The 12151-nt window shown below is 56.7% G+C and carries 10 protein-coding genes and 3 pseudogenes; 10 read left to right on the forward strand and 3 right to left on the reverse strand.

Going from position 1 to position 12151, the window contains the following annotated elements:
- Positions 1 to 104 precede the first annotated feature (104 nt).
- Complete coding sequence (locus Bsp3421_RS00100; protein ID WP_273995061.1) at positions 105 to 560, forward strand: avidin/streptavidin family protein; 456 nt, start codon at positions 105 to 107, stop codon at positions 558 to 560.
- A gap of 145 nt (positions 561 to 705) precedes the next feature.
- On the forward strand, positions 706 to 1947 hold the full coding sequence (locus Bsp3421_RS00105) for an MFS transporter (protein ID WP_273995062.1): 1242 nt from the start codon (positions 706 to 708) through the stop codon (positions 1945 to 1947).
- A gap of 74 nt (positions 1948 to 2021) precedes the next feature.
- On the opposite strand, the gene Bsp3421_RS00110 is transcribed toward Bsp3421_RS00105, so the two are convergent.
- Both Bsp3421_RS00110 and Bsp3421_RS00115 read right to left on the reverse strand, forming a co-directional pair.
- The gene (locus Bsp3421_RS00110) at positions 2022 to 3377 is read right to left on the reverse strand and encodes an ISKra4 family transposase (protein ID WP_273995148.1); all 1356 of its coding nucleotides are present in this window, start codon (positions 3375 to 3377) and stop codon (positions 2022 to 2024) included.
- A gap of 198 nt (positions 3378 to 3575) precedes the next feature.
- Positions 3576 to 3746: pseudogene (locus Bsp3421_RS00115) on the reverse strand (transposase); the annotation flags it as partial.
- Positions 3747 to 4466: 720 nt separating this feature from the next.
- Between Bsp3421_RS00115 and Bsp3421_RS00120 the strand changes: the two are divergent.
- Positions 4467 to 5063: an acyl-homoserine-lactone synthase gene (locus Bsp3421_RS00120; RefSeq protein WP_273995063.1), complete on the forward strand. Its 597-nt coding sequence runs from the start codon at positions 4467 to 4469 to the stop codon at positions 5061 to 5063.
- A gap of 71 nt (positions 5064 to 5134) precedes the next feature.
- Here the strand turns inward: Bsp3421_RS00120 and Bsp3421_RS00125 are convergent.
- A pseudogene (locus Bsp3421_RS00125) lies at positions 5135 to 5832 on the reverse strand (IS6 family transposase).
- 402 nt (positions 5833 to 6234) lie between these two features.
- Here Bsp3421_RS00125 and Bsp3421_RS00130 point away from each other — a divergent pair.
- The 7 genes and pseudogenes from Bsp3421_RS00130 to Bsp3421_RS00160 all read left to right on the forward strand — a co-directional run bounded on the left by Bsp3421_RS00130 (position 6235) and on the right by Bsp3421_RS00160 (position 12143).
- Positions 6235 to 6942: a helix-turn-helix transcriptional regulator gene (locus Bsp3421_RS00130; RefSeq protein WP_273995064.1), complete on the forward strand. Its 708-nt coding sequence runs from the start codon at positions 6235 to 6237 to the stop codon at positions 6940 to 6942.
- Between the two features lie 450 nt (positions 6943 to 7392).
- Positions 7393 to 7624: pseudogene (locus tag Bsp3421_RS00135) on the forward strand (IS3-like element ISBcen22 family transposase); the annotation flags it as partial.
- A gap of 367 nt (positions 7625 to 7991) precedes the next feature.
- Positions 7992 to 8882 carry a type VI secretion system protein TssA gene (locus Bsp3421_RS00140; RefSeq protein WP_273995065.1) on the forward strand — a complete coding sequence of 297 codons (891 nt, stop codon included), beginning with the start codon at positions 7992 to 7994 and terminating at the stop codon, positions 8880 to 8882.
- Between the two features lie 22 nt (positions 8883 to 8904).
- Positions 8905 to 9456: a type VI secretion system contractile sheath small subunit gene (gene tssB, locus Bsp3421_RS00145; RefSeq protein ID WP_273995066.1), complete on the forward strand. Its 552-nt coding sequence runs from the start codon at positions 8905 to 8907 to the stop codon at positions 9454 to 9456.
- A 2-nt stretch (positions 9457 to 9458) separates the two neighbouring features.
- Entirely contained in the window at positions 9459 to 10961 is a 1503-nt protein-coding gene (tssC, locus tag Bsp3421_RS00150; RefSeq protein ID WP_273995067.1) for a type VI secretion system contractile sheath large subunit, read from the forward strand.
- A 151-nt stretch (positions 10962 to 11112) separates the two neighbouring features.
- The gene (locus Bsp3421_RS00155; RefSeq protein ID WP_273995068.1) at positions 11113 to 11640 is read left to right on the forward strand and encodes an Hcp family type VI secretion system effector; all 528 of its coding nucleotides are present in this window, start codon (positions 11113 to 11115) and stop codon (positions 11638 to 11640) included.
- A gap of 74 nt (positions 11641 to 11714) precedes the next feature.
- Positions 11715 to 12143, forward strand: coding sequence for a GPW/gp25 family protein (locus Bsp3421_RS00160; RefSeq protein WP_273995069.1), 429 nt, complete (start codon positions 11715 to 11717; stop codon positions 12141 to 12143).
- Positions 12144 to 12151: the final 8 nt, after the last annotated feature.

Genomic DNA, 12151 nt, shown 5'->3' on the forward strand with positions numbered 1-12151 from the left:
CCGGCACGAAACGCGCCGTACCGGATTGCAGGCGAACGCCGTCGTGCGTGCGGCACGACAGCGGGGAACACATTCCGCACACGCTTCTACAAGGAGATGGAAAAATGAAAAAGATGCTCATGTCGCTCGCTGCCGTTGGTGTGTTGTCCACGATGGGGGCGACAACGGCCTGGGCCGGCGCGCAGTCCTGCGCCAGCCTCGTCGGGGCCTGGGGAAATCAGCTGGGCTCGACGATGAACATCCAGTCGGTCGATCCGGTAACGGGTGCGATCACCGGGACGTATCGTTCGCCGTCGGGCACGAGCGGTCAGCAATTCCCGCTGGTCGGCTGGACCAACACCGCGCCCGCGCAGGTCGGCCAGGACAACGCCACGCTGGTGACGTTCACGGTGAACTGGGGCAACTACGGCACGATCACGGCATGGTCGGGACTGTGCCGCACGCAAAACCAGGTATCCACCATCAGCGCACTGTGGCATTTCGCGCAATCGAACGCTCAGTTCTCGTGGAGCCACGTACAGACGGGCCAGGACGTCTTCACGCCGTCGACCGCTCGCTGAAAGATCGCCGTCCGCATGGCACCCCGTGCGGACGGGTTCGCCGAACGGGCGCCTCCGGGCGCGCCGGGCGGTGTAGGATTTGCGGTTTCGCGGCCCATGGCATCGGGATGGGTCGCACCGAATTGATTCGTTTGGAGACGAGGTCATGGAGTCTGCCGCCGATCTGAAACACAATGCATCGCTTTATTTCCTGGCGCTGGGCGCATTTGCGATCGGCACCGAAGGCTTCATGCTGGCGGGACTGCTGCCGATCATCGCGAATGATCTGTCGGTGAGTCTCGCGGCGGCGGGCCAGCTCGTCACCGTCTTCTCGCTGGCCTATGCGATCAGCTCGCCCGTCCTGACGACCCTCAGCGCGGGTGTGAACCGGCGCCGCTTTCTCATCATCGCGCTGCTGTGTTTCACTGCCGCCAATTTCGCCGCGTGCGCCTCGCCCGGCTATCTGTCCTTACTGGTCGCGCGCGTGCTGCTGGCCGTGTCGGCCGGCCTGTACATGCCGAGCGCGAACGCGCTGGCCGGCTCGCTGGTCCCGCCGGAACGCAGGGGAAGGGCGCTCGCGACAGTACACGGCGGGATTACGATCGCGGTGGCGCTCGGGGTTCCGCTCGGCGCATGGATCGGCAACCACTTCGGCTGGCGGGCGACGTTCGCCGGCATCGGCGTGCTGTCCGCGATCGTGACGCTCGGCGTGGTGCTTGGACTGCCGCGTGCGATCGGTACAAACATGGTGGTGCCCAGCTTCGCTCAACGCGTCGCCGTGGGACGCCAGCCGGCCGTGCTGATTACGCTGTTGATCACGACCTTGTGGGCGGCGGGCATCTGGACCATCTACCCGTATCTCGCCCCGTTCCTGACCGGACGCCCGGGTTTCAGCGTCGGGCAGGTCGGTGCCGTGCTGCTGCTGTACGGCGTGTTCGCGGGAATCGGCGTGTTCATCAGCGGCCGCGCGATCGACCGGCTCGGCAGCCGGAAGGTGCTGATCGTCTGCCTCGCCGCGATGATGCTGGCGTATGAGAGTCTGTCGCTCAGTGCGCAGCACCTCGATCCGTCATACGCGCGCGTCGCGATCGTCGTCGCGATTGCGGTCTGGGGAGCGGCCGGCTGGGCGTTCAATCCCGCGCAGCAGGCGAAGCTGATCGGCATCGCCGGACTCGATGTCGCTCCTGTTTCGCTGTCGCTCAATTCATCGTTTACGTATCTGGGCTTCGCGATCGGCGCGGCGATGGGATCGTTCATCGTAGCCTACAGCTCCGTCTCCGACGTTGGCGTCATCGGCGGGCTGTGCGAGTTGGCCGCGCTCATCGTCACCCTGGCGGCCGATCGCTACGTCCGGCGCCGCTCCGCGCGGCCCCACGCCGTGCAGACGCCCAAGCGGGAAACCGTGTAGCCAAGCCAGTGCACCGAGCACGACTCGGCCACGGTCTGCCGGAGAGCGTGCAAAACTTGGGGATGTCGATCTCATCAGGACTCTTTATAGAATGCGGCTTCTTCGTTACCGGAATTATTCACTGACCGGCGTCGGCCTGACGCCGCTGCCACAGCGCATCTGCTTTGCCGCGATGCGGCTTTCTCGAGTGCCGAAATGTGACGAGGCGAGAATTCTCCGTTCAGAACCGCGACCCTGACCTGCACCATACGGTGCGCCCCTTCGTCCGTCCAGCGCATCTGTTGTTTCTTCGCCATGCGATGGCTGACGACCTGGTTCACCGCCGACTCCGCGATGCTGCTGCTGATCGGTATCCCCCTGTGATGCCGTGCGCCGTAGTTGACCAGCGTATGCGCGTTGTTCCTCAGATATCCGGAGACAGTGTTCAGGTTCCACCACAGCGTGCTGAATTCATACCCTTGCCTCATCAGTAACTGACCGTCGAGCGCCTTGATCTGCTCCAATGCCTTGTTGCCCTTGCCATGCCAAACCAACCATTTCGCATGGGTGATTGCGCTCTCCACCGACTCCCGTTCCATCGGGTCGATCGTCTTGCTACCGAACACGGAACGCTGCGCCGCCTGAAACCTCATCGCGACGTGGAACCAGTCTAGGATCCGGCCCCGAGCCAGCTGGCTGCCCTCGACGGCTTTCGCAAATTCACCTGCGTCGTCGCTGATCACGGTGACGCGTTCGTTACTCGCCACGCCGTTCTGGCTGAGAAACTGATCGAGTCGCGCAGCAGCCGAAATAACCTCCCGGTGCACATACGCATACATTTTTGGAGGACGATCGGTGAACGTTGCACGCCCCGCGACAATGTTCACGTGGCGACCGGGATCTCTCCCGTGATCGCAATTGCGCAGCCACGCCGAGTCGACACTCACAGCGGCGACATGGTTGCATGTGCGAACCTGTCCGTCTGCAACGGACTGGGGCAGCCGCGCGATGTCTCGTTCTATTTCGGCATCGAGTTGTTTGCCGATGGCGAGAACCCGGTCCCGAATGCCGCTGAACGAAATTCCCTTGTCCAGCGGCAGCACTTCCTTGAGCATGGCAGTGGCCAGCCGGTACGGCAGATGGGCCGCCCATTTTGTCTCGAGGTATTCCAGCTCTGGCGTGGTCCGGCTGGTCAGGGCTTTAGGCAAGGGATGCACCACACGCCGCGGCATCCGCGCGGTCCGCTGGCACGCACATGACCACAGCCGTGGACTGATCACCGTCACCTTGCCGTACACCGTGCGCAGCACCGTCGGTCGACTGTCCTTGTGACTCAAGGCCGCGCCGCAGCGTCGACAATGGGTCTGACCCGTCAGCCACTTCTCCACCTGATTCGAAACCAGCTCAGCTTGCAATCTGGCCAGTAGCGCCCGCCCCTCGGCGAGACTCAGGCCCGGCTGAGCAAGAGGCGCTCAATCACAGCCAGAACTCTCTCACCGGCAATGACCGTGTTGCTGTCGGCCAACCTTGCTTCGATGATCCATCGCATGATCTGCTCCCGCCAGCGTACTCCAGGAGAAGCCGATCCCTCTCTGGGAGCCTCCCCAAGCTTTGCACGCTCTCTCCACCGGTGGCTCGTTCGACGGTGTACCGGCCGCGCAGAACACATCCACCGTACGCTCCTGCAGTTGCCGCTTCCACTCCGTGATCTGGTTCGGATGCACATCGAACTGCTGCGCCAGTTCGGCCAGCGTGCGCTCGCCCTTGATCGCCGCCAGGGTGAACTCTGCTGAGTGCGTCCGTCGGGTTCTCTTCGTCATCTTTTCGGGTCCTTTGCCTGCATTATCACTGGCTCACGCCCCGGTATTCCACTTACCCGACTGTCCGAATTTGCCCGGCCACCTCTATGGATCAAGAGAGCAATGACTTTGTTGACAATTCTCATATTGTCGCCCCGTCGAGAGGGCAACGAAGGGCGTCATCCGGCGGGCCGGGAAGGCAGCGCCTTTGCGATTCTGACCATCCGATAGGGCGTCTGCGGCGTGAAATCGGCTCCATCGTCGGCGTCCCGACAAAAATCTACAAAAAGAAACAAAACGAAATATGAAAATATAGGCGTTTGGTTTAGGTTATTAATATAATAAATATTACCGTATATTACGTGCAATTGAGAAATAATATCATGATTTTTGGTGTATTGGTGAATTAGGATGCGGCAATGAGTCGATGAATGAGGTATTTTCGATCAATCAATTGTTCTGGGAGGCACATTAAAATTGCTTCGCGGAAATTTATTGAGCTTATAGAATGTTAAGTGGCGCGTTGACGATGTCGAACATAAACGATTTCGGCTATTGGATTGCTCGTGGGATTTGCAATTATGTTTTTAGAGGTGTGTCGATCTAGTTCATCGATTGATTAAATTGAGCGTGAATAATTAGTAGTCCTATATTATACGATAAGTATATTATTTGTTTAAATTAATTAGAATTCTTTATTTGTTTGAAAAAATGAAATTGATTTGAAAAATTGATAAAGTTATGAGCGGACTTATTATTAAGGTTGCAGAACGGGAGGCGCATTGTCAGAATGAGCTTCGTGATATTTTTAAATTGCGGGCAAAGATCTTTGTCGATCGATTGAAATGGGATGTGCAAATATTCGATGGAATGGAAGTCGACGGATATGACGCTTTAGATCCGCGTTATTTGACGGTTCGAAGCGAAAATGGCGCGATTGTCGGATGCTGGAGGATATTGAGTACGGAAGGGCCATACATGCTGAAAAATTCGTTCGTGGAGCTGTTAAATGGCATGCCGGCGCCGAGTGCGCCGAATGTTTGGGAGCTCAGTCGTTTTGCGCTCGACGGTGGGGTCGCGGGAGGGCGGTTCGGCTTTTCTGATCGGGCCGTCCAGTCGATTGCTGCAGTGCTCTCATACGGCTGTCAGGCAGGCATTACGCACTATGTCACGGTGACGACTCCGGCGGTCGAACGGATGCTCCGCCGCCTCGGCGTGGTTATCGATCGCTTCGGCGGGCCTCGTAAAGTGAGTTACGCTAGTCCCGTTGCGTTGTGGATAGATATCGGAGCGTCGTACGACCGTCTTTGTGACCGGTATTGTCAACTTGTTCAATAGTCGGACAAGCAAAGGCGGCGAGGTGGGTATCGATCAGCTTACGCCGGCATCCGGGCGCATGAAGCCCTTTCTCAGGTCGCGAAGGCCTGGGCACGCGCCTCGCGTTTGCACAGCGCGTTCCGATTGTAGCGGCACCCCAGGAACAGATTCGAAATCTGTCCATGGACCGAGGTAAACCGTTGCAGCTGGCGCGCCGACTTGAATCGTCGCATCACCTTCTCCCGCACCCGAGTCGGCTGATGTGAGTTTCCCGCGCGGTTGTTTAATCCTTTGTGCTGCCGATGCTCAACGTTCAGTTCATTGTTCGCGGCCGCGTAGCTCACAGCTTGTCCCTCACCATCACGCGCGGGCAGCCATAGCGCCTCAGCAACGTGCGCATCAGTCGCTTGGCTGCTGCCGTGTCGCGGCGACGCTGCAACAGCACAGCGAGCACCGCGCCATGCTGATCGACGGCCCGCCACAGCCAGTGCTTCCGCCCATTGATCGTCCCGACCACTTTGTCCAGATGCCACTTGTCACGGCGGCCCGTTGCTGTGGAACGAATCCGCTTCACGATCGACAGACCGAATGTCGTTGCCCAGCCGCGTACCGTTTCGTACGTGAGCTCGATACCGCTCGCGACCAGCAACTCGTCAACCATGCGCAGGCTCACCGGAGAACGGTAGTACAACCAAACGGCGTCGCAGATGATGTCCGGCGGAAAACGGTAGCCCTTGAACGAAACCGACGCGTCGGCCGGCGGCAGAGCGGCGATAGAAACTTTCTTCATGCCCCATTATATTCGCCGACTTGTGAAACAACCTGACAGTACCGTCTTACACGCAAGAGTTGGAATCCTTAGTACGTAGGTAAACGTCAATTATTGCCATGATCAGCCTTGTGTAACAGTGTCCTCTTGCGCTCGCAACGTTTTTTGGAGCGCTGTACTAAGGACTACAAAATATAAACCACTACCATTGAACTATGAGGCCCATTTTCGGGAAAGATCTTTCCCCCCATCATCAAGGTCCTGACCAGCTCATGGCGTGCCATCGGACTGGGTGCCACGCAGAAAATCAACATCAATTTTATGGTTTGACATTAAATTCGACTCTAAAAATTAACTGCTGCGACGAAATAATTTCGACATGTTGCGACCAATTGAATAATTGTATGCTGAGGTACCAAAGAAGTGAATATTTTAGATGATCTAGAAAATATTGGCGCCTGCCAATCTCCCTATGCCGTTAAAGAAGCTATTTTGCAATATTCAAAAGAGAGAGGCTTCTCTTCATTCATTCTTGGATTGAAGTCCAGCAAATCCACCGACTACAGTAGCGCATTTATTGTCAGCAATTATGCGACATCATGGCGCGAAAAGTACGAGGAAAATAATTTTCACAGCGTCGATCCGACTGTTGGCCACGCACTAGGTAGCCTTCGGCCGCTCACTTGGAGTCGCAGCACTTTCAGATCGGTTGCAGAGTGCGAATTTTATGAAGAGGCGTCTCACTTCGGAATCAAAACAGGCATCACATTTCCTATCCACGGCGTGAGCGGGGAGTTCGGGCTTATCAGTTTTGCCTCCGATCAGGATCTGGCACCCAGGGACCTGCTCGTTGCCGCAGAACCACTCGCCTGGTTGCGTGATATTGTTTTCGACATCACCTTACGCTTGATGTCCGAGTCAGCGCAAACGTTGAAGAAGTCGCCACTTACTCCTCGTGAATCGGAATGTTTAAAGTGGATTGTAATGGGAAAAACGTCATGGGAAATTTCGAAAATTCTCTTCTGCACAGAAGCAAATGTTAATTATCACATCTATAATATCGCGAAAAAGCTTGGCGTCCGTGGCCGTCAACAGGCAGTTGTCAAAAGCATTCGAGAGGGTTGGATTTAATTAAAACAACCATAATGCCGGCTATTTTTATAAATCACAATCACAGCTCGACCTTGTTGCTATCGTGATCCATTTTATAAATCGTTGATCAATTCGAGGCTGATGCTTTCGGAAAACGTAACCCTGATCGAAGAGGTGATTTGCCATGAAATGGAAGTGATTTTCGATAAAGCAGATTGCGGCGGTGCTAAATCAGTTAATCTGCTATAGAAATCATGGGGAGAAAGGAGTGTTAGTGTTTGGGAGAGGTTTTCCCAATGCGAGCGGCAAGTTGGCGATGAAACGCAATCAGTACTTAGTGGAGCAGATCGCGGCGGAAACGTGAAACGTCACCTTGCCTAGGTCGACACCGTAGACTGTGCAGCTGAGAGGAGCGATACGCATGATCATTCTCCGACGGTTTCGGGGGCCTCAGTATCCCGCTTCGGGGTGGGGCGCACCATCCTATCAGTGGCCGTGCCGGCGCTGAAGAGACACGCCGTGGGGGCGCTACGGCCTCACCACGCAGCGGGCGTGCCGGTTGATCAAGCAGACGCGCAGTACCCGCTACTATCGGAGCGTCAATGATCCACAGGCGGCGTTACGCTATCACATGCGGGAATTGGCGCACACCTGTGTGCGCTATGGCTACCAGCCCATTCACGTGCTGCTCAAGCGAGAAGGCTGGCGGGTGTCAGAATCGGGTCTATCTGGAGTTCCACTTAAAAGTTTCAGAAAACTGTCCGAGCGCGCGAGGCCCCCTCTCAACTTCTCTGGCATGCTCGCCCCAGACCTGGAAATCTATCAAATTACTTACTATCCGCCAATTTATGAAATTACTTTGAAAGGTAATTGAGTTCTCGGCTAGAAGATCTGCTAGGTCAAATCGGGTGAAAATAATGTTTCAATGTGCACATTGATCGGTCTGATATTGGAGGCTTGGTCATTGTTTTTTGCGGACATTGCGAGCATATCTATGCGGGGACGTCCGATTCGTTCTGCAACTATGAACAGTGGTTCACTAGTCACCGTCGTGCCGTACTTTCCATAAAACCAAACCTAAAGTAGACATGAATAGTAGCGCCTGTTCGATCGAGAGGAATGAAGATTATATTTTTGTCGATTCGATGGTGCACGAAATCGATTCGTATGGAGAGTCTCCGAATGTCGACGAAGGTTGCGGACCCAATTGGGGGGTAATCGAGAAGGCATGCATTCGGCTCCTGGAGAAAGGGGGCGATGTTAGGGTTGCGATCTGGTATATAAGGGCCGTCCTGGAGCGTAAGGATTTTCATGCCTTTCGTTTGGGAATGGAGACTTTGTCGAAGATTCTGGCGGGCTTCCAGCGCAAAGCCCGAGACTCTTACCATCCCGACGAACTCGAGTTGGAAGTTTATCTGGCTCAGGTGGCGTGGCTTTCCACTCCTCAGTTTGCGCGTATGCTACGCGTTCAGAGCTTCCCCGAGATCGATGCATCGATTTCAGACATTCATCAAAACACGTTCGGCCCGTTTGTACCCGACGAGTCCGTGGACAAGTTGTGCGGTGAAATACAAGAGGTCGTCGGATTTTTCGAGGAAGTGAGGGGGTGGGTTGACAGTCACTCGGATCAAAGAATAGATCTTGATGATTCGATTTCATTGCTTGCTGATGTCGTCATGGTATTGCGCCGGGCAGCGGGGAAGAGCACCCAAGAAGATAGGGGTATTGTCTCTCATGAGTCGAAGGATATTCGGCGCGGAAATTTGGCTACGATATCGAATCGCGCAGATGTCGATTCCGCTCTCGACGCAATAATAAGTTATTTTAAAGTTCATGAACCGAGTCATCCTGCTCCGATTCTGTTGATGCGCGTAAAGAAGATAGTCGGAGCTGATTTTTCGGAGTTGATGCAAGAGCTTTATGCGGAAGGTGTGATGCTTGTGGCGCAACTGGGTCGACTTGGTGGCGTCGATAAATAGTTCTAGGTTTTGGGGATATTGCATGGCACGTCAGAAAGATGGGCAGAAGTTCATTGGTGAGAGTCGCGCCCCCCGGGTGCAGATCGAATACGACGTCGAGATCTACGGGTCGCAGAAAAAGGTTGAATTGCCGTTCGTGGCGGGTGTGATGGCGGACCTGTCCGGCGACAACGTGGAGCCGCTGGGCCCGGTCGAGGATCGCAGGTTCTCGGAAATCGACATGGAGAACTTCGACGAGCGCATGGCGCAGATCGCGCCTTCGCTGAGCTATCACGTCGAGAATGTGCTGACCAACGACGGAACGCTGATTCCGATCGACCTGACTTTCATGTCGATGGATTCGTTCGAGCCGGCCGAGGTCGTTAAGCGCATTCCGGAATTGTCGACACTGCTCGAGGCGCGCAATCGCCTGAAGGAGTTACTGACCTACATGGACGGGAAGGTGGCGGCCGAGGATCTAATCCACGAACTGCTCAAGAATCGGGAATGGGCGAAAGAACAATCTGCCGCTTTCGAGCAACCGCTCGCAGGTGCACCGTCTGGTGATCCGGCGCCCGGCGAGGAGGAGAAGTGAACATGCTGAGCCAGCGCGAGCCGTCTGCCGACCGCGTCGTCGAAGAGCGCGTCGACAATGACCTGAAGGACATGCTCCGCCGGTCGTTCCGGCCCCGGACAAATGAAGCGGCCGAGGCGGTCCAAAGCGCCGTCGAAACGCTATTGGCGTATGCGCGCCGCGGCAGGGTCGTGGTGCGGGAGGACGTCGCACAGACGATCGAACAATTGGTCGCAGAACTGGACAAGAAGATCTCCGACCAACTAACCAAGGTGCTGCACAACAAGCGCTTCCAGACGCTCGAAGGCGCGTGGCGCGGGCTGCACTACCTCGTATCGAATACCGACACCAGCGAGAACCTCAAGATCCGCTACCTGAACATCTCGAAGTCCGACCTTGGCAAGACGCTGCGCCGCTTCAAGGGTGTGGTGTGGGACCAGAGCCCGATCTTCAAGATGATCTACGAGCAGGAATACGGGCAGTTCGGCGGCGAGCCGTTCGGCTGCCTGATCGGCGACTACCAGTTCGATCACAGCATGCACGACGTGTCGATCCTGACCGAGATGTCGAAGATCGCGGCGGCCGCGCACGCGCCATTCATCGCGGCAGCTGCGCCCGGACTGCTGCAGATGGACGGCTGGAACGAGCTGTCGAACCCCCGTGACGTCTCCAAGATCTTCACGTCGAACGAGTACGCCTTCTGGCGCCGTCTGAGGGAAAGCAACGATTCGCGCTATCTAGCGCTGACCATGCCGCGTTTCCTGGCGCGCGTGCCTTATGGGCCGACGACGCAGCCTGTCGAGGAATTCGGTTTCGAGGAGAAGGTCGATCCGAACAGCTCGGAAGACTTTTGCTGGGCGAATTCCGCCTATGCGATGGGCGCGAACATCACCCGCGCGTTCAAGACTTACGGCTGGTGCACGAAGATTCGCGGCATCGAGTCGGGCGGGGCGGTCGAAGTGCTGCCGAAATATTCGCTGCCGTCCCAGTACAGCGAGGTCGAGCTGCATTGCCCGACGGAAATCGCGATCTCGGACCGCCGCGAGCACGAACTGTCGGAATCCGGCCTGATGCCGCTCGTATACAGGAAAAATTCCGATACCGCCGCGTTCATCGGCGCGAAGACCGTGCATCGCCCGGCGACCTACGAGGACGGCGACGCGACGGCGAACGCCAACCTGTCGTCGCGACTGCCGTACATCCTCGCCACCTGCCGGTTCGCGCATTACCTGAAGTGCATCGTCCGCGACAAGATCGGCTCGTTCAAGTCGCGCGAGGACACGCAGCGCTGGCTGAACGACTGGTTGATGAATTATGTCGACGGAGATCCGTCGATTTCGAGCGAAACCACCAAGTCGCAGCGCCCGCTGTCTGCTGCCGAGGTTGTCGTCGACGAGATCCCGGATAACCCCGGGTACTATCGCGCGCAGTTTTTCCTGCGCCCTCATTTCCAACTGGAGGGGTTGACCGTGTCCCTCCGGCTGGTTTCGAAGCTGCCGTCGGCCAAGCACGAATCGGGAAGCTGACCGCCGACAACCGGTCGGGTGTCCCGTTCGCGCAACGGACGACTGACTTCGAAACGTCGCGGGACGACATCGTAACGGATGGCGTTGCGCGATAATGTTGTATGCACGGTGGGTGAGTTGGATTTCTTAATAAGATTTAGGAGTTCTTATAATGGCAAATGCGTTGGTGGACTATTTTCTGGAGATCGACGACGTTGCAGGCGAGTCGACCGATGAGCATTATCCGGGCCTGATCCAGATTCAGAGCTGGCAATGGGCGGAACAGAATTCGGGCCGATGGGGTTTCGGCAGCGGCGGCGGCGCCGGCAAGGTCGAGATGAAGGACTTCGAGTTCCGGATGGTGACGAACAAGGCCTCGCCCAAGTTGTTCCGGATGTGTGCGACCGGCGACCACATCGCCAAAGCCAAATTGATTTGCCGCAAGTCGGGCAAGGGGCAGAAGGAATTCCTCACGATTTCGTTCGCGAGCGGCCTGGTCTCGTCGTTCCGCACGCTTGGCAACATGCCGTTCGCGCAGCTCGGTCATGGCAGCGGCGAAGTCGATAACGTGCTGCCGACGGATGAGATCAAGATCAATTTTGCCCGGATCGAGTTCGAGTACCGGGAGCAGGGCAACGACGGCACGATGGGGGCAGTGATCAAGGCCGGCTACGACCTCAAGCTGAACGCGCCGATCTGATCAGGCACGCGTTTCCCTTTCGAGCAAACCGTGGGCGTGTTGCGGCTTAGGACGCAACACGCAGGAATACGCATGTGAGCGCGCAATCACTCTACAACAAGCTGTCGAGGCGGTTTCGTTACGACTCTCTCCAGGAGGTTGTCGGGCATCACCTTGCCGAGTTGATGAACTGCGCGTCGCGAGGGGGGCGTGCCGGCGTGCCGGACAACACTCCTGCCGCGACTTCGGTACTGAACTACGGCTGCCCGCCCCTGCAGATCTCGGGTGCTACGCGGATCGATCCGATACATATTGCTTGGCACATCTGTGAGGTGCTGCGCCGTTTCGAGCCACGTGTGAATAGCGCGCGGACCCAGGTGCGCCCGAGAGGCAGCGACGACCGGCAGACGCCCCATACGTTGTACTTCGACATCCTGACGAAAGCTCGCCGCGACGGAGCCGACATCAGGGTGTGCCTCGCGCTCGACTATATGAACAACTTCTTCAGTGTGGTCGGTGATTGATGAACGAC

This window comes from Burkholderia sp. FERM BP-3421, assembly GCF_028657905.1.
Classification (GTDB): Bacteria; Pseudomonadota; Gammaproteobacteria; order Burkholderiales; family Burkholderiaceae; genus Burkholderia.

Coding starts and splice junctions, on each gene's coding strand:
- Bsp3421_RS00120 (WP_273995063.1), top strand. CDS start 4,467: ATGAGCGGACTTATTATTAAGGTTGCAGAACGGGAGGCGCATTGTCAG.
- tssB (WP_273995066.1), top strand. CDS start 8,905: ATGGCACGTCAGAAAGATGGGCAGAAGTTCATTGGTGAGAGTCGCGCC.
- Bsp3421_RS00140 (WP_273995065.1), top strand. CDS start 7,992: ATGAATAGTAGCGCCTGTTCGATCGAGAGGAATGAAGATTATATTTTT.
- tssC (WP_273995067.1), top strand. CDS start 9,459: ATGCTGAGCCAGCGCGAGCCGTCTGCCGACCGCGTCGTCGAAGAGCGC.
- Bsp3421_RS00100 (WP_273995061.1), top strand. CDS start 105: ATGAAAAAGATGCTCATGTCGCTCGCTGCCGTTGGTGTGTTGTCCACG.
- Bsp3421_RS00105 (WP_273995062.1), top strand. CDS start 706: ATGGAGTCTGCCGCCGATCTGAAACACAATGCATCGCTTTATTTCCTG.
- Bsp3421_RS00155 (WP_273995068.1), top strand. CDS start 11,113: ATGGCAAATGCGTTGGTGGACTATTTTCTGGAGATCGACGACGTTGCA.